The sequence below is a fragment of the Mesorhizobium muleiense genome (assembly GCF_900099905.1).
GTDB lineage: Bacteria > Pseudomonadota > Alphaproteobacteria > Rhizobiales > Rhizobiaceae > Mesorhizobium > Mesorhizobium muleiense.
Window position 1 is genome coordinate 149,167 of the sequence record NZ_FNEE01000002.1, and the last position, 24,693, is coordinate 173,859.

23 protein-coding genes, 1 tRNA gene and 4 pseudogenes are annotated in these 24,693 nt (G+C 61.3%); 18 read left to right on the forward strand and 10 right to left on the reverse strand.

What is annotated here, in order from left to right:
• Positions 1–167: 167 nt before the first annotated feature.
• The 6 genes and pseudogenes from BLT09_RS04575 (at position 168) to BLT09_RS04600 (ending at position 5,929) form a co-directional block, all read left to right on the forward strand.
• Positions 168–986: a LuxR C-terminal-related transcriptional regulator gene (locus tag BLT09_RS04575; protein ID WP_236473406.1), complete on the forward strand. Its 819-nt coding sequence runs from the start codon at positions 168–170 to the stop codon at positions 984–986.
• Positions 987–1,143: 157 nt separating this feature from the next.
• A complete protein-coding gene (locus BLT09_RS04580) occupies positions 1,144–2,409 on the forward strand; it encodes a polysaccharide biosynthesis/export family protein (RefSeq protein WP_091591058.1) in 1,266 nt (421 codons plus the stop codon).
• Positions 2,410–2,652: 243 nt separating this feature from the next.
• Positions 2,653–2,829, forward strand: a pseudogene (locus BLT09_RS34815) (endonuclease/exonuclease/phosphatase family protein); the annotation flags it as partial.
• 341 nt (positions 2,830–3,170) lie between these two features.
• Positions 3,171–4,942, forward strand: a pseudogene (locus BLT09_RS04590) (adenylate/guanylate cyclase domain-containing protein).
• 364 nt (positions 4,943–5,306) lie between these two features.
• Positions 5,307–5,477, forward strand: coding sequence for a DNA ligase-like domain-containing protein (locus tag BLT09_RS33465; RefSeq protein WP_023801790.1), 171 nt, complete (start codon positions 5,307–5,309; stop codon positions 5,475–5,477).
• 158 nt (positions 5,478–5,635) lie between these two features.
• Positions 5,636–5,929 carry a hypothetical protein gene (locus BLT09_RS04600; RefSeq protein ID WP_091591761.1) on the forward strand — a complete coding sequence of 98 codons (294 nt, stop codon included), beginning with the start codon at positions 5,636–5,638 and terminating at the stop codon, positions 5,927–5,929.
• Between the two features lie 371 nt (positions 5,930–6,300).
• Here BLT09_RS04600 and BLT09_RS04605 read toward each other — a convergent pair.
• Together BLT09_RS04605 and BLT09_RS33475 are read right to left on the reverse strand one after the other, a co-directional pair.
• A tRNA-Ser gene (locus BLT09_RS04605) sits at positions 6,301–6,390 on the reverse strand.
• 112 nt (positions 6,391–6,502) lie between these two features.
• Positions 6,503–6,805: a hypothetical protein gene (locus BLT09_RS33475; protein WP_139172506.1), complete on the reverse strand. Its 303-nt coding sequence runs from the start codon at positions 6,803–6,805 to the stop codon at positions 6,503–6,505.
• On the opposite strand from BLT09_RS33475, the gene BLT09_RS04610 reads away from it, so the two are divergent.
• The 8 genes from BLT09_RS04610 to BLT09_RS04645 all read left to right on the forward strand — a co-directional run bounded on the left by BLT09_RS04610 (position 6,799) and on the right by BLT09_RS04645 (position 14,825).
• Positions 6,799–8,019: a septal ring lytic transglycosylase RlpA family protein gene (locus BLT09_RS04610; RefSeq protein WP_091591061.1), complete on the forward strand. Its 1,221-nt coding sequence runs from the start codon at positions 6,799–6,801 to the stop codon at positions 8,017–8,019. The genes BLT09_RS33475 and BLT09_RS04610 overlap by 7 nt on opposite strands.
• A gap of 113 nt (positions 8,020–8,132) precedes the next feature.
• Positions 8,133–9,299, forward strand: coding sequence for a D-alanyl-D-alanine carboxypeptidase family protein (locus BLT09_RS04615; protein WP_091591063.1), 1,167 nt, complete (start codon positions 8,133–8,135; stop codon positions 9,297–9,299).
• A gap of 64 nt (positions 9,300–9,363) precedes the next feature.
• Positions 9,364–10,035 (forward strand): dTMP kinase, encoded by a 672-nt coding sequence (tmk, locus tag BLT09_RS04620; protein ID WP_091591065.1) that lies wholly within the window; start codon positions 9,364–9,366, stop codon positions 10,033–10,035.
• Positions 10,032–11,087 carry a DNA polymerase III subunit delta' gene (locus tag BLT09_RS04625; RefSeq protein ID WP_091591067.1) on the forward strand — a complete coding sequence of 352 codons (1,056 nt, stop codon included), beginning with the start codon at positions 10,032–10,034 and terminating at the stop codon, positions 11,085–11,087. Before tmk ends, BLT09_RS04625 begins: the two co-directional genes overlap by 4 nt.
• An 82-nt stretch (positions 11,088–11,169) precedes the next feature.
• A complete protein-coding gene (gene metG / locus BLT09_RS04630; RefSeq protein WP_091591069.1) occupies positions 11,170–12,723 on the forward strand; it encodes a methionine--tRNA ligase in 1,554 nt (517 codons plus the stop codon).
• On the forward strand, positions 12,723–13,517 hold the full coding sequence (locus BLT09_RS04635) for a TatD family hydrolase (RefSeq protein ID WP_091591072.1): 795 nt from the start codon (positions 12,723–12,725) through the stop codon (positions 13,515–13,517). Before metG ends, BLT09_RS04635 begins: the two co-directional genes overlap by 1 nt.
• A 3-nt stretch (positions 13,518–13,520) precedes the next feature.
• Positions 13,521–14,339, forward strand: coding sequence for an MBL fold metallo-hydrolase (locus BLT09_RS04640; RefSeq protein WP_023799206.1), 819 nt, complete (start codon positions 13,521–13,523; stop codon positions 14,337–14,339).
• A 15-nt stretch (positions 14,340–14,354) separates the two neighbouring features.
• Positions 14,355–14,825, forward strand: coding sequence for a YbaK/EbsC family protein (locus tag BLT09_RS04645; RefSeq protein WP_091591073.1), 471 nt, complete (start codon positions 14,355–14,357; stop codon positions 14,823–14,825).
• Between the two features lie 55 nt (positions 14,826–14,880).
• Here the strand turns inward: BLT09_RS04645 and BLT09_RS04650 are convergent, their stop codons facing one another.
• The gene (locus BLT09_RS04650; protein ID WP_091591074.1) at positions 14,881–15,534 is read right to left on the reverse strand and encodes a TetR/AcrR family transcriptional regulator; all 654 of its coding nucleotides are present in this window, start codon (positions 15,532–15,534) and stop codon (positions 14,881–14,883) included.
• Positions 15,535–15,778: 244 nt separating this feature from the next.
• On the opposite strand from BLT09_RS04650, the gene BLT09_RS04655 reads away from it, so the two are divergent.
• The 3 genes and pseudogenes from BLT09_RS04655 (at position 15,779) to BLT09_RS04665 (ending at position 19,142) form a co-directional block, all read left to right on the forward strand.
• On the forward strand, positions 15,779–16,726 hold the full coding sequence (locus BLT09_RS04655; protein ID WP_091591076.1) for a homocysteine S-methyltransferase family protein: 948 nt from the start codon (positions 15,779–15,781) through the stop codon (positions 16,724–16,726).
• 419 nt (positions 16,727–17,145) lie between these two features.
• A pseudogene (locus BLT09_RS04660) lies at positions 17,146–17,650 on the forward strand (cysteine hydrolase family protein).
• A 184-nt stretch (positions 17,651–17,834) separates the two neighbouring features.
• Positions 17,835–19,142, forward strand: a complete 1,308-nt coding sequence (locus tag BLT09_RS04665; RefSeq protein WP_208602477.1) for an acyl-CoA dehydrogenase family protein — start codon at positions 17,835–17,837, stop codon at positions 19,140–19,142.
• Here BLT09_RS04665 and BLT09_RS04670 read toward each other — a convergent pair.
• The 7 genes and pseudogenes from BLT09_RS04670 to BLT09_RS04700 all read right to left on the reverse strand — a co-directional run bounded on the left by BLT09_RS04670 (position 19,070) and on the right by BLT09_RS04700 (position 22,968).
• A complete protein-coding gene (locus tag BLT09_RS04670) occupies positions 19,070–19,279 on the reverse strand; it encodes a DUF2076 domain-containing protein (protein WP_091591077.1) in 210 nt (69 codons plus the stop codon). The two genes, BLT09_RS04665 and BLT09_RS04670, sit on opposite strands and share 73 nt — an antisense overlap.
• A 124-nt stretch (positions 19,280–19,403) precedes the next feature.
• Entirely contained in the window at positions 19,404–20,120 is a 717-nt protein-coding gene (locus tag BLT09_RS04675) for a Bax inhibitor-1/YccA family protein (protein ID WP_091591079.1), read from the reverse strand.
• A 21-nt stretch (positions 20,121–20,141) separates the two neighbouring features.
• Positions 20,142–20,915: an anti-sigma factor family protein gene (locus tag BLT09_RS04680; RefSeq protein WP_091591763.1), complete on the reverse strand. Its 774-nt coding sequence runs from the start codon at positions 20,913–20,915 to the stop codon at positions 20,142–20,144.
• An 8-nt stretch (positions 20,916–20,923) separates the two neighbouring features.
• Complete coding sequence (locus BLT09_RS04685) at positions 20,924–21,442, reverse strand: sigma-70 family RNA polymerase sigma factor (RefSeq protein WP_027153985.1); 519 nt, start codon at positions 21,440–21,442, stop codon at positions 20,924–20,926.
• Between the two features lie 128 nt (positions 21,443–21,570).
• A pseudogene (locus tag BLT09_RS04690) lies at positions 21,571–21,795 on the reverse strand (Tn3 family transposase); the annotation flags it as partial.
• A 42-nt stretch (positions 21,796–21,837) separates the two neighbouring features.
• A complete protein-coding gene (locus BLT09_RS04695; RefSeq protein WP_167366340.1) occupies positions 21,838–22,464 on the reverse strand; it encodes an OmpA family protein in 627 nt (208 codons plus the stop codon).
• An 18-nt stretch (positions 22,465–22,482) separates the two neighbouring features.
• Positions 22,483–22,968: a hypothetical protein gene (locus tag BLT09_RS04700; RefSeq protein WP_139172508.1), complete on the reverse strand. Its 486-nt coding sequence runs from the start codon at positions 22,966–22,968 to the stop codon at positions 22,483–22,485.
• 487 nt (positions 22,969–23,455) lie between these two features.
• Here BLT09_RS04700 and BLT09_RS04705 point away from each other — a divergent pair, with 487 nt between their 5' ends.
• Positions 23,456–24,622: an OpgC family protein gene (locus BLT09_RS04705; protein WP_091591085.1), complete on the forward strand. Its 1,167-nt coding sequence runs from the start codon at positions 23,456–23,458 to the stop codon at positions 24,620–24,622.
• The last annotated feature ends 71 nt before the right edge of the window (positions 24,623–24,693 follow it).

Consider the following 24,693-nt stretch of genomic DNA (forward strand, 5'->3'; position numbering starts at 1 on the left):
AATCTGCGCGTGCGCGACGTAAGTTGAACTGACCCTGGCAGACGGATTTTGCGGACGATGGGTTCGGTCACAAGCTCTTCGCTCTCCCCCTGTGTGGCACGGTTCATCCAAAGGGAGTACGCAGCGAGCATTGACACTACTCGCTGTTAATTTTATTGTTGGCAGTCATGTCAAGCCCTGCCCAGGCAATTGCTGTGTCCTCTAACGTCTTATTTCTCGAAGGCTTGGTTAGTGTTCTAAAAAGGGCTAAATTTTCTCCGATAGTGGCCATTCCAGATTTGGATAAACTGAATTGTGAGACGCTTACGTCGACGAATGGCATTTTGTTTCTGGTTGACGTCGGTTCAGAGTTCCAAGTGAAGCTTCAACAGATAGAGGCTTTGAGACTCGCGAATTCGACCGCGCGAATTGCGATCTTCGGCGAGCACATGCGGCGGACTGATGTAGTGACGGCGCTTAGAGCAGGTGTAAATGCTTGCTTTGCGCACGTCTCTACCTGCGATACCCTTCTCAAGGCTCTCGAGTTGGTGATGCTTGGAGAATCGGTGGTCCAGCCCGTGCTCTGGGCGCTTAAACTGGAAGGCGAGCCAATCGCTGACGAAAATGACGACGAGGTTGCAGGGTCGCCCCGGCTTGATCCGCGATCCGTTAGTATCATCGAAATCGGTGATCACGAAGGTGACAGAATTGCCATTGCAACAGGCGTTGAGAATGTAAACTATACAAATGGCGTAAGTTGCATACAGGAGGATGAACCGCCTTTATCGCCTGATTTTCTTCCAATGCTATCGCCTCGCCAGCGTTTCATCCTTCAATGCCTTGTCCAGGGTGACTCGAATAAACACATCGCGCGCAAAATCGCGGTTAGCGAGGGCACCGTAAAATGCCACATAAAGGTGCTGTTAAGGAAGACGAAGGTGCACAACCGCACGCAGGCAGCGATCTGGGCGCTCAATCACCAGTCGTATCTGATTTCAGTCCAATGATGAGCAAACCCTTTGAGGTCGGGCCACGGCACATCGGGAGTGACATCTCGGAGCACCAAGCCAGTTGGCAAAAGACCATCAGCGCGTCGACAATGGGCAAGACGAGTTCTCCTCCTCTAGGCAAGTGGTGTGCCGAGCGAATTCGTCGGCGGATGCAATGGCCGCAACAATGAACACGTTTGGTTTGCGAAGATGGTGGTTGAAGGCCTTTCTGGTCGCTGCCCTAGTTTTCGTCTGCACGCCGTCGCAGGCCGACTACCGGGTTGATGTTGGGGACGTGGTCGAAATCTTTGTGACGGGCGTGCCCGAACTGCAGCGCCGTGTTGTCGTGCGAATGGACGGAACTATCTCATTTCCTCTGGTGGGCAGTCTGAAAGTTGTTCGATTGTCGACATCCGAGCTTCACGATCGGATTCAGATTGCGCTGGCGGGAAAAATCTTCCAGCGGAAAACGCCGGACGGGGGGCAGGTCGACATCATCATCGGCGTTGACGAAGTCACCGCCGACGTGGTCGAGTTTCGGCCGGTCTACGTCAACGGCGAGGTGATGAAGCCGGGCGAATATGTCTATCGCCCCTCCTTGATTGTTCGCCAAGCTGTGATCGCTGCCGGCGGCTATTCTCCCGTGCGCGGCAACACGGCTGACCCCTTCGTTGAAGCCACGAGACTGGAAGCCGAGTTCAACTCGCTATGGGCCGAGTTTGTGCGCGCTAAAGCGCAAGCTTGGGGGACGCGCAAGTTGTTACGCGATGGTACGCCCTTTGATTTTTCAATACTGGCAGGCGGCCCCATAACGCGGAATGATGCGAAGGAGATACTCGCTCAGGAATCCGATCTCGTCGTAGCTATTGAAACGGACCAGCAAGGCCGGAAGGACGCCCGCGCCCGAGCCCTGAAAGAATGCAACGGGGAAATTCGCGTGCTTTCCGAATTACAGCAAGTGGAGGAGCGTAGCGTGGCTGACGATGCTGCCGAATTGGAACGGGCGTTAACCCTGTTCGATAAGGGCCAGATCCTCAGCCAGAGGGTCACGGATGCACGCCGCGCGCTGCTTCTGTCATCCTCCCGGCGGCTCGAAACGACGTCTCGCCTGGCGCAGGTCAGGAGGACTCAGGTCGATCTTCAGTCTCAGCTGGAGCGGCTCGACAGCGAGCAAAGGGTGCAACTCCTCCGTGATCTTCGAGAGGCAACGGGCAGGGTCGCCGGGCTCTGGGCAAAGATCGAAGGCGTGATGCGAGCACGGCAGCACGTCCTGAACGGGATTGGAACGCCTGCGGACCTCGAACGGACACCTCAGATCACGATCATCAGAAAGGGCGAAAAGGCCGGTTTCTCCGCTGACGAGGATACTGAACTCTATCCCGGCGATGTCGTGCAAGTTTCGATCAGCCCACCGAAAGCGGTCAACGTGCTTGTACAGTGAGTTCGCAATATCCGCAGTACCGGTCGTATCGCGACGATCAGGACGCCCGATAGATTGTTCCGCCTCATTCTTCTGATTTCCCATCAAGGCGAGGTCCCCGAGAACCGATCCCGTAGAGAAGCATGACCCCGCGAAAGACATCAAACGCCGGCGAAGCGGAAAGCTCGACAAGCGCTTGACTTCAACAAGCAGCATGACGAAGCCTGCTGCGGTGAGGTCATCGGGTGCAGCCTCTTGCTGCCGACTTTCGGTCCCGCCCCACCGGCGGTCCCCACCTTTCCATCGAGTCTGCCGCTGCTGTCGCTCGACCGGATCATGGCAAATCGGCACGGAATGATCTCATCCGTCGAAGCCCATGACACGCCGCTTTCGGGGGTCGCCTCCGATCATCTAACGCTTATAGGACTCGTTCGCCTGTGATGTAGCTGCCCAGCCCCATGGATGGAGATCGGTTCAAAGGGAAGCTCTAGACTGGACTAGCGGAGCGGGGCGGCCCAGCGGCTTTGGTTGCGGGGGGAGGTCGCTGGGCCTAGCGAGCCTTCGGGGGCGTGCTCACGTGGCTGGTGAATACGCGACTCTCCCCGATCAGGGAAACGTCCATCCAAGCCCCATGGAAGGCACGAGACTCGACCATGAGTGGGAACGGCTCAGCCCATACCAAGACGTAAGAATTTAGGTTACCTTTCTGGGACTGAGCTGTCGCGACTTATGGTCGGGTCGCATCATGTGGGAGACCTTTCTCCAATCTCAAAGCCGCTTCCATGCGTCGATCGCTATTTCAGAAGTATTTTCTAGTCTTGTTCGCGGCGGCCATTTTTCCGATGGCTGCCGGTGGCATCAGCAACTGGTGGTTCAGCTATGTCGACCAGCGTGCGATCCTCAGTGCCCTGCTGCGGTCCGAGGGAACATCGGCGGCCGACAAATTGAGAGCTTTCTTGACGGCATCAAGATTCCGCTCGGCTCCACGATCCCCGAGGACGTGTCGGCCAATGCCAGCGTGAAACAGCTTCGGCTTCTTTTCCTGCGTGTGATGCACCAGGTCCCGGGAATTCTCAGCATCAGTTTCGTCGACGGCGACGGCGCAGAACGGCTGCACGTCTCGCGCATTGGCTCAAACAGGACGGAAGGCGGGGCGGACCGCTCGGGCGATCCCGCTGTCGTGGGCGCCAAGACCGCGAAGGTCTGGTATGGCCCGGTCGCCTACCGCCAGGGTTCCGAACCGTCGGCAACCATCGCGATGGCGAATTACGACGATACAGTCCTAGAAAACACGATCATCGCCGAAATCAGTCTGAAGGCTATCTGGCTCATCGTTTCCGAAGTCCGCGTAGGCCGCAGCGGCCAGGCACTTGTCGTCGACGAGACCGGCCACCTCATCGCTCACCCCGCGATCAGCAAAGTGATGCAAGGCGCCGACGAGAAAGCAGGTTTGGCCCTGCGCGGATTGCGGGATGCGATCGCCGCCGCGGGCGGCACTGCGATTGCAAGCCGCAACGCCGAGAATGAACGCGTTGTGACCGCTGGCGCGCCCGTTGCCGCGGCCGGTTGGATGGTATTTGTCGAGCAGTCGCAGGCAGAGGCTTTTGCACCCCTGTACGCTTCATTGTGGCGAACCGGCGGGTTGTTCCTCGCCGCCACAGTCCTTGCGGCGGTACTCGCCTGTTGGCTTGCCAGACGGATGAGCGGGCCTATCCGATTGCTGAAAGAAGGCGCCCTCAAGATCAGTGCCGGACAGTTCGATCACCGGATCGACATTGTCACTGGAGACGAACTTGAGCGGCTGGCTGCGCGGTTCAACCAAATGGCGGAGGAGCTCGCCATGTCGCGGGACCGCGATGAGCGAATGATGCGTTTGAAGCGCTTCCTGGCACCACAGGTGGCGGAGCTCGTAGAAAAGGCTGGCGACGAGAGAATGCTCGCCGGACAGCGCGCGGAAGTGGCCGCTGTTTTTTGCGATTTGCGTGGCTTCACCGCATTTTCGGCGCACGCTGAGCCTGAGGACATCATGCAGCTCTTGCGTGAGTACTACGAGGCGCTCGGCGCGATCATCACTCGGTATGAGGTGACGCTGACCAGTTTTTCGGCGGATGGATTGATGATTCTCGTCAACGCCCCGGTTCCATGTGAAGAGCCGGCGCTTCATGCCGTAAAAATGGCTGTCGACATGCAGGATTCCACACAAGAGCTCAAATCTGCGTGGCGGCAGCGTGGTTATGAGATTGGCTTCGGCATGGGGCTCGCTATGGGGTGGGCAACGGTGGGTCGAATTGGCTATGAGGCCCGCGCTGACTACACCGCAATTGGCAATGTCGTGAACTTGGCATCGAGGCTGTGTTCGTCCGCTGAAGATCGACAAATCCTTGTCGATTATTCCGTGACGCGCCATTTGCCTGGCAACATGCCGATCGTTGACCTCGGTACTCGCCAGTTCAAAGGCCTCGAAGGGCACGTTCGCGTCTACAATGTTGAGACGCAAGGGATGGAGCGGCCGAATTTAGATCCTGCTGCGAATGACGCCACGGCAAAGGGCTAGGCTCCGCGGTTTCAAGCTTTCCTTGAAAGCCCGCAGTTCCCAACTAAGGGATTCGCGGGCCGTTTAGACCGACCCGGAGAATGTTGGGGCAGGGTGCATTTGGCGGAGGGAGTGGCCGTCTCCGCCTAATCGAAGGAGTTCCGATAACGTAACAGTAGATGCAACCTTTGCTGGTAATGCTAGAGGAGTGTGGAAGCGGCTCCGACAGTGAGGCGGGGGAGCTAGATCGGCGGAGCCGCCTGCGCAATCCCGGGTTGGGGTTTGACCGCGCCGTCCTATTCTGGGACAGCGCGGTCAACGATTCGTTAAAATTGGAACTAATTAAGCGCATGCTAATTGAAATCGCGGTTTTGCGAGTCAATGCATGCATTTGAAGTTTCTCCCGCCAATGATGCCTACCTTGGTCGCCAAGCCGCCCCAAGGCGATGAGTGGATGCATGAAGCCAAATTCGACGGCTACCGCTCCCAGATCATCATCGATGCCGGCGGTGTGCGGCCGCCCGGCCAATTTTCACTTCAGCCGCGATGGAGTTGAGAGCGTCCTCGGTTGCGGGCTCCAGCGGCACGCCGTCGGTTCGCACGGGGCGGGCGGTTTGCTCCAGTCCGGAAATTCCGATTTGGAGGCCGCCATTGCACAGCTGCCCTGCGACATGCGAGTTTGTCAACCAAATGGCTCATCATGGGAGTCTCGTCATGTCCATTCGCCGGATTGCGTTGACCTCGGCAGCGGTCACGCTTGCCTTCACAACCCTCGCCCAGGCCAGGCCGGACACCCGCGCCATGACCTGCCAACAGACGCAGGCGCTAATCCAGAGCCATGGCTCGGCGGTGCTGACCACCGGCCCGAACACCTATGCCCTCTACGTCCGCCGGTACAGCAATGCGTGCGACTGGTCGGAAATCCCAGCGGTAGGGTTTGTGCCGACGCTCGATGGCCAGTGCTTGGTTCATCGATGCAGAGAGCCGCTCTACACTCCTCCCGGCTGACGGTGACGAGCATAGCTATTCTGCTGCGCCCTTCGGCAGGTAGCCCTTTTCCCGCAGATACGTGGTCAGGATCTTCTCGACCATCGATGACAGCATGTACTCGTGTCGGCCTCGCCTTGGCAAAGCCGATCATCACGAAACCAATGGAGCTCCATCCAGTGCGAACCGCAACGATGGTCATTGCCAATCCCGCAACGACGCAAAGCATCACGGCTACTTGGAGCAGCCAACTCCCAAAGAACTCAGGAGTCATGTTCCCCCCACCGCGGGTAAGCAAATGATCCCCCCAAGCCGTACTCAGCATCGCGCGGCAGGGCAGAGCGTCAAGCCTGATCGCGTAAGCTACCCCACTTAGATAATTCAACGGCAGATGGCGGAGGGAGTGGGATTCGAACCCACGGTGGGCTTGCACCCACGCCGGTTTTCAAGACCGGTGCCTTAAACCGCTCGGCCATCCCTCCATCGTGATTTTTCAACCACCTGGATGCTCGTCCTGATCTCAACGCGTACCCTGTGGGCACGCCTCGGAGATCGTTCGCTCTTCATTGCTCTAGTGCGCCCAACGAAGTCCTGTCAACCGGCTGTTGCCGGTTCCTGCCAGGGGCAGGGCACGGGTGCTTGACGGCGGGGCTTGAGCAGGACGAGCAGCGCTGCGCCGAAGCTCGAAACGCCGTGATTTCTCACAGCGATCGCCGGGACGGCTTGTGCCACAATCTCGCCCGGTTCCGACCATAATCGGTTAATACGGTGATAAACAATTCCTGTGCACAAGGGATTGCGAATCAAGGTGTCGCTGGCATTGTCGAGTAGGTTTTGGCCCTGCCGACGGTCAAGTTGCGGCGCCTTTGTTGAGAGGGGACAATCGAAAAATGCCAAGCACGACGCGCCCGCGTCTTCGTCGCGCTTCCGCTTTCGCGTTGTGTGCCCTGTCGGCTGCCTTGCTGGCGGCTTGCGCGGCGCCGCCACAGCCAAAGGCAATGGTCAACAAGAAGCCTCGCTCCAAGGAATATTTTGCCGAATCCGAATATGGCGTAAAAGCCAGCCCGCGCGTTAGCTTCAAGATGTCGGGCCTGCAGCGTGGCGGCGGACGCGATCAGCTCGGCAAGCCCTATCAAGTGCGCGGCAAGTGGTATTATCCGAAGGAAGACAAGCGCTACGCCAAGAAGGGTCTCGCCTCCTGGTATGGCGAAGCCTTCCACGGCAGGCTGACCGCCAACGGCGAAGTCTACGACATGACACATCTGACCGGCGCGCATCCGACAATGCCGCTGCCGAGCTATGCGCGGGTCACCAATCTGAAGACCGGCAGCTCGGTCATCGTGCGCGTCAACGATCGCGGTCCTTACCATGAGGGGCGCATCATCGATGTGTCGAAGCGCGCCGCCGAAATGCTCGACTATGCCAATATCGGCACGGCCAAGGTGAAGGTTGAATATGTCGGACGGGCGCCGCTTCACGGCAAAGACGAACACTATCTGATGGCCTCTTACCATCCCGGCAACAGGGCGCCGGATCCGTCGGACGGCCTGCCCACCGGCGTCATGATCGCCATGAACGGACCATCGCCGAGCACGGCGTTGGCCCCCGCCGCTGCCTTTCCCGGTAAGTTGACGAATTCCGCATCGGCACAGCCGGTCGTGGCGGCGCAGACGCCGGCCGCCGGCAGCGTGACGCTGCCCGATTTCGGGCCGATCGTGCCGGAACGGCCGCAGATCAATCTGCCGCAATCGCCGTTCAGGGTAGCGACGCTGTCTTATGCGAGCGAACGCGTGCAGCGCGCCTCCACTGTCTTTGCCGCGCTGGATGGCGCCGGGCCCGCCGAAATCCTGCAATCGTGGAAGCGGCAAGTTCCTTCGGCCGCTTCGCCCACCGACTATATCGCGGCGGGCTCGTTCGAGGATGCCGCCGAGGCGCAGCAGGTGGCAACCCAGCTTTCCGGCTTCGGCAACACCGAAATCCAGCGCTCGGAATTCGAGGGCAAGGACTGGTATTCGGTCAATCTCTATCCGGACGGCCATGGCAGCCTGGACGACATGCTGCAGGCGGCATGGTCGCATGGCGCGCCGGACGCGCTCGTGGTTCGGAATTGACCGGCAAAACTTGAAGTTTTGGCCGGTTGTCCATCGCGCGGTTGCTCGGCCGGGACAAAGCCTGATAGCCTAGAGCTTGCCCCAAAAATGCCGGCTGACAGGTCGAACTTCTCATGAAATTTCGCTTCGCCGCGCCTCTCGCCGGGCTTCTGGGTTTTGGCCTCCTGCTGCTTTCGCTGGCTCCGGCCGCGGCGCAGCTTTTCGAAACCAAGGCCGCACAGGCCTTCATGATCGATGCCGAAACCGGAACGGTGCTGTTTTCCAAGGATGCCGACAGGCCGATTCAGCCGGCGTCACTGGCCAAGCTGATGACGATGGAGGTGGTGTTCAACGCCATCAAATCGAGGCGCGTGACGCTTAACGATACATACGTGGTGAGTGAGAACGCATGGCGCACCGGCGGCGCGCCATCCGGGACATCGACGATGTTTGCCCAGCTCAAGTCGACGATCCGGCTTGAAGACCTGATCCAGGGCGTGACGGTCCAGGCCGCCAATGACGGCTGCATCATCATCGCCGAAGGTTTTGCCGGATCGGAGGCGAATTTCGCGACTGGGATGACCGAGCGCGCAAGGCAGATTGGCCTCAAAAAATCGACATTCGTCAATGCAACCGGCCTGCCGGCCGACGGCCAGCAGACAACGGTTCGAGAGCTTGCGCTCCTGGCCCTGCATATCTGGCGCGAGTACCCAGACCTCTATCGCTATTACGGCCAGAAGGATTTCACCTGGAACAAGATCACCCAGAGGAACCGCAACCCGCTGCTGGCGATGGATATCGGCGCCGACGGCCTGGCGATCGGCAGGAGCGATGCATCCGGCTTCGGCATCGTCGGCTCGGTCAGCCAAGGCGGCAGGCGGGTCATTGCGGCAATGAGCGGCCTGGCAAGCGACCGCGAGCGCGCCGAGGAAGCGCGAAAGCTGCTCGACTGGGGCCTTCGTTCCTTTGAGAAAACCGAGATTTTCGCCAAGGACGAAGTGGTCGGCGAGGCCCAGGTGTTCGGCGGTGCGAAATCCGGCGTGGCGCTGAAGGCAAAAGCGCCCGTGGTCATCTTCCTGCCGATCGCCAACCGCGACAAGCTGACTGCCAGGATCGTCTATGAGGGACCGGTTGCAGCCCCCGTGGAGGAGGGGCAACCGGTGGGCGCGCTGCGGGTCTGGATCGGTGACACGCTGAGCCAGGAAACGCCGCTTTTCGCGGCCGAAACGGTTGGCGTCGGCTCGCTGCCGCAACGCGCACTCGATGCCGCCAAGGAACTGGCGGTCGGCTGGCTGCGTTAGCAGCCGCGGCGTGGACCTTTTCTCAAGTCGGGACTATTACGGTCCCGCAGCATGGACAAAGGCTTTGGTGAGCGGATTCTTCATCACCTTCGAAGGCGGAGAAGGGGCAGGCAAGTCGACGCAGATCGAGCGGCTGGCCGGCAAGATGCGCGCCAAGCAATACGATGTCATTGTCACGCGCGAGCCGGGTGGCTCGCCAGGCGCAGAGGCGGTCCGGCATGTCCTGCTTTCCGGCGCTGCCGAGCCATTCGGCCCCAAAATGGAGGCGCTGCTGTTTGCCGCCGCGCGTTCCGACCATGTCGAGCAGGTCATCCGGCCGGCGGTCGAGCGCGGCTCGATCGTGCTTTGTGATCGCTTCATGGACTCCTCGCGCGTCTACCAGGGCGTCACCGGCGGCCTCGATCCAGCCTTCATGGACGCGCTGGAAACGGTCGCCATCAACGGCATGGTGCCCGACATGACGCTGATCTTTGATCTCGACCCGGCCGAAGGACTGCGGCGCGCCACGGTACGGCGGGGCACCGATGCCGGCGCCGACCGTTTCGAAAAGGAAACGCTTGATATCCATCAGCGCCGCCGCGAAGCGTTTCTGGCGATCGCCGCGGCAGAACCCGAGCGCTGCATCGTCGTCGACGCCTCCGCCGACCCCGACACGGTGGAGAATGTCGTCGCCGGCGCCGTGTTCGCGGCGCTGGAGACGATGACGCCGAGACACAGGAAGCAGGCGCCGGGATGATTTTCGAACGGATCGCACCAGAACAGCACGACACGCTTGATGGCGTACCGGAGCCATCCGAGACGCCGCGCCTGGTCGGACATGACCAGGCAGCGAACATGCTGGCATCAGCCTATCGCTCCGGGAAGCTGCCGCATGCGCTGATCTTTGTCGGGCCGGTCGGCATCGGTAAGGCGACGCTCGCCTTTCATCTGGCGCATCATCTGTTGAAGCATCCGGCGTTCGAACAGGCGCCGGATGTGCTTGCCGTTCCCGATCCGGCGTCATCGCTGTTTCGCCAGATCGCCACCGGCGCGCATCCTTCGGTGCTGCATCTGACCCGCCCACCGAACGACAAGACGAAAAGCTTCAAGACGGTCGTCACCGTCGACGAGATCCGCAAGGTCAGCCGTTTCCTGTCGCTGACCTCGCATGACGGCAGCTACCGGGTGGTGATCGTCGACCCGGCCGACGACATGAATACCAATGCGGCCAACGCCTTGCTGAAGAATCTTGAAGAACCACCTGCACGCACCTTGTTCATCCTCATCGTCCATGCGCCGGGCAGCCTGCTGCCGACCATCCGCTCACGCTGCCAGATGGTGCGGCTGACGCCGCTCGATGCCGAGAGCCTGATGACGGTTTTGGAAAGCGTCGAACCAACGCCTCCGGACGATCCCGCGGCGCGCGCGGCACTGGCCAAGCGGGCAGGGGGCAGCGCGCGCACCGCAATACTGTTGACGCAGTATGGCGGGCTGGAAATCGCCGAGACGCTCGACGCCCTGGCGACAGCGGCAAAGAGCGATGTTGCCGGCGCCTATCGCCTCGCGGAGGCGGTCGCCGGGCGCGACCGGGCGATCCAGTTCGATATTTTCAATCGCCGTGCGCTCGACCTGCTCTCGACCGGCGCAAGCCAGGCCGCGCTGGCGGGCGATCTGGCGCGGGCCAAAACGCTGTCCGATACTTGGCACGAGGCTTTGAACGCTATATCTGAGACCGACACCTACAATCTCGACAAGAAGCAGCATGCCTTGACCATGATCGACCGCCTGAATTCTGCAATGCGAATGTGACGGCCCATCGGGATGGCAATCGCCGTTTCGATGCGATATCCACCGACATCTTTCATTCAGACATTCATGACGGCTCATCCACATGGCACGCGAAAAATACTACCTCACGACGCCGATTTTCTATCCGAACGGCAAGCCGCATATCGGTCATGCCTACAATGTCATCGCCAGCGACACGCTGGCCCGCTTTCAGCGGCTCGACGGCAAGGACGTCTTCTTCGTCTCGGGAACCGACGAGCACGGTTTGAAGATGCAGCAGACGGCGGACGCCGAAGGCCTGACACCGAAAGCGCTTGCCGATCGCAATTCGGCGATCTTCCGCACGATGCTTGAAGCGACCGGCTGTTCGAATAATGTGTTCATCCGCACCACCGAGGAGCGCCACTACAAGGCCTGCCAGGCGATCTGGACACGCATGGCGGAAAATGGCGACATTTACCTCGACCGCTATAGCGGCTGGTATTCGGTGCGGCAGGAAGCCTATTTCGACGAGGCCGAAACCAAGGTCGGTGACGACGGCGTGCGTCGCGAACCGCTCGGCTCGCCCGTCGAATGGACCGAGGAAGAGAGCTATTTCTTCCGCCTTTCCGCCTATCAGGACAGGTTGCTCGCGCTCTATGAGAGCAGCCCCGAATTTGTCGGGCCGGCGGAGCGGCGCAACGAAATCGTCAGCTTCGTCAAATCCGGGCTGAAGGACCTGTCGATCTCGCGCACCACGTTCAAATGGGGCGTGCCGGTGCCGGGCGACGACAAGCATGTGATGTACGTCTGGGTCGATGCACTGACCAACTACATCACGGCTGCCGGTTATCCGGATGCGGCCGATGACCGATGGTCCTTCTGGCCGGCGAACGTCCACGTCATCGGCAAGGACATCGTCCGCTTCCATGCCGTCTACTGGCCGGCCTTCCTGCTGTCGGCAGGGATCGACCTGCCGAAGCGCGTATTCGCGCATGGCTTTCTGTTCAACCGCGGCGAGAAAATGTCGAAGTCGGTCGGCAACGTCGTCGATCCGTTCGCGATGATCGAGCACTACGGTCTCGACCAGGTGCGCTATTTCTTCATGCGCGAAGTGCCGTTCGGCCAGGACGGCAGCTACAGCCACGACGCCATCGTCAACCGCACTAATGCCGACCTCGCCAACGGCCTTGGCAATCTGGCGCAGCGCTCGCTGTCGATGATCGCCAAGAACTGCGGTGGCGTAGTGCCGAAACGCAGCGAGTTGGCGGAGGCCGACAGGGCGATCCTCGACCAGACGGTGGAGGCGCTTGCTACTGCTCGCAAGATGATGGCGGAGCAGGGCATCCATCTGGCGCTGGCGGCGATTTTTGGCGTCGTGGCGGAGGCCGATCGCTACTTCGCCTCGCAGGAACCGTGGGCGCTCAGAAAGACCGATCCGGCGCGCATGGAAACGGTGCTGTGGACGACCGCGGAAGTCGTCCGACGCGTGGCGCTGCTGTGCCAGCCCTTCATTCCGGGGTCGGCCGCCAAGCTGCTCGACCTGCTGGCCGTACCGGCGGACAGCCGCGATTTCGTGCATGTCCACGCGGACCATGCGCTGGTATCGGGGGTTACTCTGCCCGCGCCGGAGGGCGTGTTTCCGCGTTACGTCGAGCAGCCGGACGCGAACATCTGATGTTGGTCGACAGTCACTGCCATCTCGACTTTCCGGATTTCGCAGAGGAGCGGACGGCCATCGTCGCCCGCGCCTTGGCCGCTGGAATCGGTCGCATGGTGACGATCTCGACGCGTGTGAAGCGGTTCCAACAAGTGCTTGAGATCGCTGAATCTTTCGACGAAGTCTATTGCTCTGTCGGCACCCATCCTCACAACGCCGCCGAGGAGCTGGACGTGACTGTCGAGGCGCTTGTCCGGCTGTCCGCTCATCGCAAAGTGGTGGCGATCGGCGAGGCCGGGCTCGACTATTTCTACGATCATGCGCCGCGCGATGCGCAGGCGCAGGGCTTTCGCACGCAGATCGCCGCAGCGCGCGAGACGGGCCTGCCTCTGGTCATCCACGCGCGTGATGCCGACAGCGACATGGCTAATATCCTCAAGGAGGAAACAGGGAAGGGCGCCTTCCCGTTCATCCTGCACTGTTTTTCGTCAGGGCGCAGGCTGGCCGAAATCGGCGTGGCGCTCGGCGGCTATGTTTCCTTTTCCGGCATCGTGACGTTCAAGAATTCAGCCGAGCTGCGCGCCATCGCCGCCGATGTGCCACATGACCGCCTGCTGGTCGAAACCGACGCGCCGTACCTTGCGCCGGTACCGTTTCGCGGCAAGCGCAACGAGCCTGCCTATGTCGCGCACACGGCCAAGGTGCTGGCCGAAACGATCGGCGTCAGCGAGGCTGACATCGCCGCTGTCACCACCGACAATTTCTTCCGGCTGTTCAGCAAGATGCCGCGCCCGACCGCGCCGAGCGCTTGACGCATGAGCGACCGGCTGCGCCTCACCATTCTCGGCTGCGGCTCATCGCCGGGCACGCCGCGCATCACCGGCGACTGGGGCAATTGCGATCCGGCCAATCCGAGGAACCGGCGCATGCGCACCGCAGCGCTCATCGAGCGGATCGCGGCAAACGGCGACAGGACCACAGTCGTCATCGACACCGGGCCGGATTTCCGCGCGCAGATGCTGCTGGCTTCAGTCAGGCGCATAGATGCGGTCGTCTATACGCATCCGCATGCCGACCACATCCACGGCATCGACGATTTGCGCGGCTTCGTGCTCGAGCAGCGTCATCGGATCGATATCCACGCCGACCAGCCGACCATGCTGCGGTTACGGGAAGCATTCGGCTATTGTTTCGAAACACCGTTAGGCAGTTCCTATCCGCCCATTGTCGAGCCCCATATCATCGACCATGCCAGGCCGGTGGTGATCGAAGGCGAGGGGGGTGCCCTGACCCTCGAGCCGCTGCCGCAGATCCATGGCGACATCATATCGCTTGGGTTTCGCATCGGCGGCCTCGCCTATTGCCCCGATGTCAGTGATTTCCCCGACGCCACCGCCGAACGGCTGCGCGATCTCGACGTGCTGGTCATCGATGCGCTGCAATACAGGCCGCATCCAAGCCATCTGTCGCTCGGCCAGGCACTCGGCTGGATCGAAAAACTGGCGCCGAAAAAGGCCGTACTGACGCATATGCATGTGCCGCTCGACTACGCTGCGGTGATGGCCGAGACGCCGGCCGACGTCGACCCGGCCTATGACGGCATGACGATCGAAATCCCTTATGAATCTGCATGATAGGTTCGGTTCTTCATGGCTGGAAGCATTGATCGTGTGACCAGGGCAGCGGCCGATGCCGGCCTCGACATCGAAATCAGGCGCATGGGCGCCTCGACGCGCACCGCCGAGGAAGCCGCCGCGCAATGCGGCTGCACAGTCGCCCAGATCGTCAAATCCCTGGTGTTCGAGGGAGAAACCAGCGGAAAGCTGTTTCTCTTCCTGGTTTCCGGCTCCAACCAGCTCGATCTAGCCAAGGCTGCAGCACTGGCCGGCGAGCTGCTGAAGCGCGCCGACCCGCGGCAGATCCGCGACGAGACTGGATTTGCAATCGGCGGCGTGGCGCCGATCGGCCATCTGATTGCAATCCCGGCGTTCGCCGACGAAACGCTGCTCGGTTTCGATCGTGTTTGGGCAGCGGCCGGCGCGCACGACGCGGTGTTCGCCGCCGAGCCACAGGCAATGATCAGGGCAGCGCAGGCTGTCGTGGCGAAGCTGGCAGTTTGAATCGAACGCGCCTGATTATCGCAGTCTCAAGGCTGCGGCGAGCGCCCGGCGCACTCTATTCGGCGGCGACGGCGGTGGGCGGCTGCATGATTTCGGGCGCCGCCGGCGCGAACAACATCTTTACGACGTTGCGGAAGGCGAGGATCTGGCGTTCGAGGACACGCGGGTCGCCGAGCCCCCGCGACATGATGATGCCGCCATCGATCACACAGGAGAACATGATGGCGACGTCGTCGAGGTCCATGCCCTTGCGGGCAGGATAAACGGCCGCGATCTCGTTCAGCGCGTCGCGAAACCGCCCGTTCCAGGAGCGGACGGCGGCGGCGGCGATGTCGCGAACGGTGCGGTCGAAGAGGCGCTCCTGATAGGTGAACGTCGCGATCAGGCAGCCGGGGTGGCCGTTCGGCAGATCACCCATCAGTTCGGCAAGCAGTTTGAGCGTGATCAGGAACGACTGCAACGGATCATCGGACAATTGCCGGCCGCGGTGAAACACATCATCGAAGATGCGGTCGTTCTCCTCGACGTAGCGCAGCATCAAGGCGCGGGCGAGTTCGTTCTTGTCCTTGAAATGATAGAAGAAGCCGCTCTTGGTGATGCCGGCTTCGGCGATCACCTCCTCGATGGAAGTCGCGCCGAACCCCTTGGCGAGCACTGAGGCCTCGGCGATCTCCAGAATGCGTTCGCGCGTTTCCGCACCTTTGCGCATGACCGAATGCCCTTAGATCTACTGTACCGGCGGTATGGTTTTCACACCCGCCACCATCGGCACCGATAGCAATATGACCGGCCCCAGCGCGGCTATCCGTCTGTAATTGCTGCGGTTTCCGCTTCGGTGGAGTACCGGACCACAAGCCTTCTACCGCACCGGCGGCACGTACTGCTAAAACCTGGCTATTGCGAGCCGGCCGCCATCAGGGCGGCACGGTGTCATCTTACCACTGGAGACAAACATGGCCAAGTACCGCCAGAATCTGCCGCAACTCGCCAACAGAACATTCCTGAGCGATGGCGGCATGGAAACGACCCTCATCTTTCACGAAGGCCTCGACCTTCCGCACTTTGCTTCATTCACGCTGATGGCAACGCCTGAAGGCAGGCAGAAGCTGAGGGAATATTTCGTCCGTTATCTGACCATTGCGCGCAGAAGCGGGACCGGCTTCATCCTCGACTCGCCGACGTGGCGAGCCAACCCCGATTGGGGAGCCTTGCTCGGCTACGGGCCGGAAGCGTTGCGGGCCGTCAACGAGGCCTCGATCGAGCTTCTTCTCGACCTGCGCAATGCGTTCGAGACCGCCGAAACGCTGTGCGTCATCAGCGGCGCGATCGGGCCGCGCGGCGACGGCTACAAAGCCGGCAAGATGGACGCCAGCGAGGCGGAAGCCTATCACGCGGCGCAGATCGAGAGTTTCGCGCGGACCGAGGCCGACATGGTTGCGGCCTATACGCTCACCAATTTCCACGAGGCAATCGGCGTGGCGCGGGCTGCCAAGGCGCATGCCATGCCGTGCGTGATCTCGTTCACCGTGGAGACGGACGGCAAGCTGGTGACCGGCATGGCGCTCGGCGAGGCGATCGACAGGGTCGACGACGCGACAGACGGTGCGCCGGCCTACTATATGATTAACTGCGCCCATCCGACGCATTTCATGCAGGCGCTGAACAAGGGCGAGCGCTGGCTCGATCGCGTCTATGGCGTGAAGGCGAACGCTTCAACCAAAAGCCATGCCGAACTGGATGAATCGGAAACGCTCGACGCGGGCGACCCGGACGATCTCGGGCGGCGCTACAGCAGGCTGACAGCCTCGTTTCCAACGATGCGCATCCTAGGCGGCTGCTGCGGCACCGACCACCGGCACGTCGCGGCGATCTGCGAGGCCTGCGTGCCACAGGCGGCGTAGGAACTTGTGTGCGTCGCAGGAGACGCAACGCTATCAACCGCAGTTCCGCTGGTTCCAAAGGGAACAAGGAACTGCGGTTGGGCCGAAAAGCAACGCAATCACAACGCACATCAGTTCCATAATCTATCTTATGCGACTTTCTGATGCGATCGCCATCTGTCAAGCTGGGAACGTCTGTTTGACAGCGATCTTGGCCTGTCGGCTCCGGGCGGTCCTGGCCGAGGCCTATCTCATGCGACTTTCGGATGGGTGGATCCCGGCATCATGCCGGCGTGGCGCCGGGCGGCCTCACCTTGCGCAGGTGATCGACCTGATCGCAGGCCTCGGCAAACGGTGTCGTGTCTCTAAATCGCTTTGACAACCGACCAGTGATACGACCTCGTCACAAAACTGCATTGAGCGCTTCATACAGCTCGACGATGGTCAAACGCTGCCTCATCATCATCGACCTGCTGAATGAGTATCTCGACCTGTGGGACACAGATAGGGCCGATCGACTGGTTCAGAATACCAACCGGTTGGTGGGCGCTTTCAGAAGTCTACAGCTCCCGGTGATCTGGGTGCGGCAGGAGTTCCGTTCGGATCTCAGCGAGAGGTGCCCAGCTTCACGCGGGGCTCGATTGGCAGCCAAGCGATGCGACGATCATCAAGAAGCGTTACAGCGCGTTCTTCAAGACCGGGCTTGACGAGCAACTGGCGGAAATGGGCATCGATGAGCTGGTCTTATGCGGCGTGAATACGCACGCCTGCATCCGAATGGCTGCGGTAGACGCCTATCAACGAGATTTCCGGGTGGTCCTGGCCGAGGAATGCGTCGGCTCCTACGACGCAGAGCACGCGCGCGTCTCCCTGGATTACATGAACGGCAAGATAGCCAAAATAGTGACTGTTTCTGAGATCGTTAAAGCTCTCGGCGCAATCTAATGAACATCTAAAAGGCGCCGCAAACCTGCCGTCAGACGGTCGTGCCTCGAGTCACGGGACAGTCGCTTCCATGTTTCGGATGTAACCGAATTCCCCTTCTCGTGAAATTGTCCGGTAGTCCGCTGCTCCGATCATCGCGCTCCCGAAGTCAGGAGGATCGGATGAACAGTTACGACGTCGACAATTGTTTCGCTGCCGAGGCCACAATCAGATTCGGGATCAGGCACGGGCCTTTGCGGAGGCCGAGATCCGGCCCCGTATATCTGCCATGGAAGCCTCGCGGTCTGTTGACAATGACCTATCTCGGCTGATCGCCCGCCACGGCTGGATCGGCATCACCATCGGCAAAGAATTTGGCGGCCTGGGTCTCGGGCATCTGGCCAAGACCATCGTCATCGAGGAAATCTCGCGCGTCAGCGGCGCCATGGGAGCGATGGTGCAGGCCTCGCAGCTAGGCGTCGCGAAAATTCTCCATTTCGGCAACGAAAGCCAAAAGCGGAAATGGCTTCCGGCTATCGCCAAGGGGGAATGTCTGCCGACCATTGCGGTAACCGAACGCCAGTCCGGCAGCCACGTGCTCGGCATGGCGTCCAACGCAGAGCGCGACGGCGACGGCTATATCCTCAACGGCCACAAGACGTATGTCGGCAATAGCCATGTCGGCGATCTGCATGGGGTGATCGTCCGAACCGGAGGCGGCTCGAAGGGTCTGTCCGCGTTCCTCGTAGAGGCGGATCGCCCCGGCCTCTCACGCGCCGCACTGAAGCCGGCGATGGGCTTGCACGGCTTCGGTTTTGGGCAACTTGTCTTCGACAACTGCCGGGTCCCCGCTGAAAACCTGCTCGGCAAGGAGGGCGACGGCTTGGCTGTGGCCTATTCTTCCAGCATCCTCTACGGGAGGCCCAACCTGACCGCCGTCGCGCTCGGAATCCACCATGCGCTTGTCGACGAGACCGTGGCATTTGCCGCACAGCAGCACCGTTACGGCAGCCCTCTTTGCGAATTTCCGACCATTAAGCAGAAACTCGGCCAGATGCAGTCGCGGCTGATGACCGCCCGGCTCGCCGCCTATCACGCAGTGCATATGCTGGACCGCGCCGTGCCGTGTGACCCTGAACTGATAAATGCCAAGCTGATCAACGTCGAGTACGCCTTGGATTCGGCCCGCAATGCCATGGAGGTGCATGCCGCCTGTGGATTGTTCGCCGACCGGCCCATCGAAAGATTGCTGCGGGATGCGCACCATATCTTCGCGCCGGCGGGCACCTCTGATGTGCAGCTCCTCAGGTTGGCAGAGTTCGCCTTGGGCACCTCGAAGACACAGTGGTCACAGCGGCTTGCTTCGTCGGCTGGATCGCAGGCGTATCGCCACCATGGATGCCCGGTCTCCTACCAGCCAGCTTCGCCCGATGCAGCCACTCAGCGACAGGCCCGTATCAGGCCGACCTTTTCCTCGATTGCCGTGCCTCCTACCCTCCCCGGCGCCATGTAGTATGGCGCGCCGGGCTGCCGGGCAATCTGGTCGTTGATGAAGCGTTCCGCTTCGGCATCGCGCGGCGGCGTCTGCCGCTCGACGTTGGCAAGTTTCTCGAAAAGAGTGCCGATCGCCTGCTGGTCGTTCCTGTCCATGGGAAGCAACTCCGATATCCAGGCGCGCCGCGTTCCGAGAGATTTTCGCGACGCGCCTCAAGTCTCTGTTCATGCATGTCGCTGCTCCAAAAATGCTGCTGCGACATGCATGGATTTGACGCGGCTATTCGCGCTCACCGGTGAAGTTCAACAGCAGCTGGAAGATGTTGATAAAATTCAGATAGAGCGAGAATGCACCGAAGACGGCGAGCTTCTGCTGCGATTCCGCGCCGAAGTTTTCCGCAAACTGCTCCTTGATCGTCTGGGTATCCCAGGCGGTGAGGCCGATGAACACGGCGATGCCGATCACCGAGATGGCGAACTGAAGCGCGGTCGAGCCGAGGAAGATGTTGACGATGCTGGCGATCACCACGCCGATCAGACCCATGATCAGGAAGGACGAGAACTGGGTCAGGTCGCGTTTGGTCGTGTAGCCGTAAAGGCTGGTCGCGCCGAACATGGTGGCGGCGATGAAGAAGGTGCGCGCGATGCTGGTCCCGGTGAACACCAGGAACACGGAAGCCAGCGACAGGCCCATGACCGCACAGAATGCCCAGAACATCGCCTGAGCGCCGGCCGCGGACATCGTCTGCATCCGGAACGAGAACAGCAGCACGAAGGCGAGCGGTGCCAGCATCACCACCCACTTCAACGGAGTGGAAAAGATCGGCACGTAGAGGGCTGGCGTGGAAGCCACCACGAAGGCGATCACGCCGGTAACGACGAGGCCAACGCCCATGTAGTTGTAGACGCGCAGCATGTGCTGGCGCAGGCCTTCGTCATAGACGGCGCCGGTCTGGGCTCCGACGCCGGTGCGGTATCCTAGATTGGGGGTGTTCATGCGGGTTCTCCTTTGTGAAGGTCAGTAAAGCGTGTTGGCGAGCGTTTCTGCGGTGCGATCGAGATCGCGGACACCGCTTCGGGCGACGACTGCGTAAGCAACTTCGCCGATCTGGAAATAGGCCGAGGAAATCTCGCCCGACGGGGCGACGGTCGGCTGGACCACGTCGAACGTTCCGGGCCGGATCGCGAACAGCGAGACCAGTCCCAGGTCTGTTGTTTCGACAGCCATCTCGACGCTCGGGCCGAACTGCGATGGATAGATCTGGACGTCACGGACCTTCCAGTCCTTCGGCAGCGACGGCATGACGATCGCCGTGGCGGCGCGGATTTCGTCCGCATCGTAATCCGGCGCTTCGGGCTGGGATGACATCGCCTCGCGCAGGATCGTCGTCCTGTGTGCCCGGATCGCCTCCTCCAGATAGACGGGCGGCTGGGTCGAGGCGACGACTTTCGTCACCGATATCGGCCCGACGATGCCGTTGGCCAACCAGCCCGCAGCCACCAGGACTGCGACCGCCGCAACCCGCTGCAACGTGCGCAAGGCGCGCCCTCGAGCCAGTCCCCGTTCCAGCCGCCGTGCCGCATCAGCCGTTGCCGGCCGCGCCATGCCCTTGCATCCGGCAAGCGCCACGCGCAGTTCGTCGCGTGTCCTGAGGTCGGACATCACGCGGGCGGCAGCCTCGGGGCGGGCGGACAGAAACGCCTCGACCTCAATGCGGCGGGCAACGTCCAGCTGGTCGTCGACATAGGCGTCGAGGTCGGCATCGGTCACCGGGTCGCGCAGTTCGCTCATCATGGACATCACGGGCCTCCCACGATCTTGAGGTGGCTTTTCGCATGTGCCGGCAATTTGTCCTCCATCTCGCGAAGCGCTGCGCGCGCCCTGCCGATGCGCGACATCAGCGTTCCCAGCGGCACGCCGCTGGCCTCGGCCGCCTGGCTGTAGGTAAGTCCCTCGATGGCGACGAGATGCAGCGCCGAACGCTGCTCATCGGGCAATTTGAAAAAAGCTTCGCGTACCTGTGCCAGGCGGACGGAATGCTCCTGGGGTGCCTGCATACTGGCGTCGGCAAGATATCCGGCCTGCTCGACGCGCACCGCTTCGGATTTGCGGGACCGCAGGCCGTCAATGAAAGCGTTGTGGACGATCGACAGCAGCCATGCGCGCAGGTTTCCGCCGGATCGAAAGGTGCCGCGCCGCTCATAGGCACGCACCAGCGCGTCATGCACAAGATCCTCTGCTTCCGCGCTGTCGCGCGTCAGCGAACGCGCGTAGCGGCGCAAAGAACCAAGCTGTCCTACGATATCGAAGCGTGGCATCGACCCTCTCACGTCCTGTTTACGGAGCATGGCAGGTTTTTAATCCCGCTCTTTAAGTTTTTTGCGATCCGGGATGTCAGGCATCACGGCCCTGAACATTAAAGGGGCACAGATATACGGTAGAAAGTTCAAAGGGTGAACGGGATTGGTCGGAAGCCATTGACATCGAGCCGTGGCTTTTCCTCCCACAGATAATCGCCGGTGAGGTTGACGTGCTCCCATACGAGCGGCGAGAGCCTGTCGAGGAGATGGGCAGGAACGGCTTCACCGCCGGCGCGAAAGGCATCAACGATGCGGCCCATATAGAGTGTGTTCCAGTGGATGATGGCAGTGACGACGAGATTGATGCCGGTTCGGAGGCCAGCAGTACTCGCCCTGACGCCTCGCCGCCCGTGTCACCCGCCGCCCGAGCGACCGGCGTTTGTGAAGACGAACTCGACGCGGCGGTTCATCTGGCGTCCGTCCGGGTCGTCGCTGCCGTCAGCCTTGAGGTTGGGCGCGACCGGTTCCTTCTCGCCTAGCCCGCGCGCGGTGAAAAGCGCGCGCGGTTGCCCGGCTTCCGTCACCAGCCAGTCGATGACGGCCCCTGCGCGCTGCTCCGAGAGCGCCTGGTTGTATGCGTCACGCCCCTTCGCATCGGTGTGGCCCTCGACCACGATGGCCGCAGGTTGGGACGCGGCGATCATCTGCGCCAGCGCGGTAAGGGTCGGCTCCGCTTCGGGCCGAATATCGGATCGGTCGAACGCGAAGAGGACATCGCCCGGCATCGCCACCCTGAGGTCGAGCCCGTCCACGCGCACCGTCAGAGCGGCGTTCTGCCGTGCAAGCGCGTCCGCCGCGTCTTTCAGTGTCTGCGCCGCGCCCGTCGTTGCCGAGCCAATGCCGGCGATGGCGAGGACTTTGCCGTCGATGGCAAGGGCGCGAGCCGAGCCCATGTCGGGCTCGCCCAGCGCGGCTACCGGATCGATGTCCTGCGCTTGCACGGCGGCCGTCAGGGAGGCGATCCACAAGACGCCGATCATGTGCGCACGCATGTTCGTTCAGCGGTCAGTGATCGGGATTTCGTCCAGCGGCGAACTGAACGGCAGCACCAGCGAGAATGCCTTCACGTCGGTCGGCGGCGCGGTGAACTTCCCTGCCCACAGGTAACGCTTCCCGGCGCCATGCGCGGCGAAATACGCCCGTTCGGGAATGAGCGGCTTGCCCTCCGCATCCTTCAGCGCGAAATACTTCTTGTCGCCGGCCACCACGTATACGGCCTCATAGCCCTTTTCGGCGTTGGGGTAGAAGGGTATATCGCCCTTGGAGTCCGGCAGCGATACGATCCGCAGTGTAACCGTCAGGATGCCATCGTTGCGGTTGGCGCCGGTGACTTCCACGCTGGCGGCCGCGGTGCCGTCAGCGGCCTCGCCGGTGACGAGCGCCTGGGCTTGCGCGAAGCCGGGGGCCGGGTTGATGGTAGCGAGTGCGACTGCCGCGACGAATGCGGCGACCGGCGCATGGCGCCAAATGGTAACTGTCTGCATGTGAACTGCCATCTCCGGTTTTTGGAACGTCCAACCCAACCCGTCGAACGGCGCCGTGCAGGCTCGAAAATGCGGCCGTTTTGGGGTTCCCTCCCCGTTCCCCATAGAACCCGCCTAGCCTGACAGGGTCAAGGTGTCGGGTTCAGCATTTCATGGGAGGGGTGCGGACCTACGCCACTCGCTTTATGGCCGCAGCAGATCGCCTTGGGGCCATTGTTCAACCTTGATCTTTCTACCGTATATCCATGCCCCTTTAATGTTCAGGGGCCATCACCGGTACAACGCAACCAGCGCGCGTAGGCGCGCGGTTTTAGCGCACCGGGGATTCCATGTTTATCCCTGAATTAATTTGTGACGCGAAAAATCGCGAAAGTGTCATCTTTTTCGGGGCACTTGCGAGTTATAGGCAGGAAACATTCACCGCCGAATCTTCCCTTCGCCGACGGCCCTCTGGGCCCGCTTTTGTTCAACGAATTATCGACCCGACATGACAAGCCCCGACATGACAGGCAATGTGCCAGCCCAGCGGGATACCCGCATCGATGTCTTCCGCGCGCTAGCGCTGCTGACGATCTTCGTCAACCACGTGCCGGGGACGATCTTCGAGTATGTCACGCACAAGAATTTCGGCTTTTCCGACTCGGCCGAAGCCTTCGTGCTGATTTCGGGGATTGCCGTCGGGCTCGCCTACGGACTGAAGTTCCAGCCGGGGAATCGGTTGCTCATCACCCTGAAGGCCTGGCGGCGTGCCGGTGTCCTCTATGTCACCCACGTCATGACCACTGTCGCGACGCTGGCGATCTTCTCGGCGGCTGCATTGCATTTCTCGCGGCCCGATCTTTTGAAGCTGATCAACATCCAGATGATCATCGAGGACACGCCGGAAGCGCTGCTCGGCATCGCGGCGCTCGGGCATCAGATCGGCTATAACAACATTCTTTCCATGTATGCCGTCGTACTTCTGATGATGCCGCTTTTCCTGTGGATCGGCACTTTCAGCCTGCGCCTGATGCTCGCGGCGTCCGCTCTCCTCTGGCTCATCGCCGGCATTTTCCAGATCGCGCCTTCGAATTTTCCCGGCGACGGCTTCTGGTTCCTGAACCCGCTCTCCTGGCAGTTCCTTTTCGTCATCGGCATCGCCGGCATGCTGCATATCAAGCGTGGCGGCGAAATCCGCTTCAACTGGATGATGGCGAGCGCGGCCGTCCTGTATCTGATCGGCGCGCTGATCTGGGTGCGGTTGCCGCTGTGGGGCGTCGAGACGGCCTCCGGCCTGCCTACCGTGCTGACCGGCTTCGACAAGACATTCCTGTCGCTGTCACGCCTCATGCACATTCTGGCGATCGCCTATCTGATCGTGGCAATCCCGGCGCTTTCCAACCTGGCGAGGACGAGGCCCGGACACCCGCTCGCGGTTCTCGGCAAGCATTCGCTGCCGGTCTTCGTCGCCGGAACGATCCTCGCCATGATCGCGCAGGTCATGAAGGTCGTCAGCCCGGGCGGCCTCCTCTACGACGCGATCCTGATCTCGACAGGCATCGCGCTGCAGTTCGGCTTCGCCTACTACCTCGAATGGTTGCCGCGCATCGGTTGGGGTGGCAAGAAGCGGCAATCTGGAGCCGCCTTGCCGTCTGCTGCTCTCAAGCCGGCATGATCGAACGGCGCGACGCGCCGTGCGATAAAGGCCTTTCGCCAGGTGCGAGCCTCGCCGCCAGGCGACGCCAT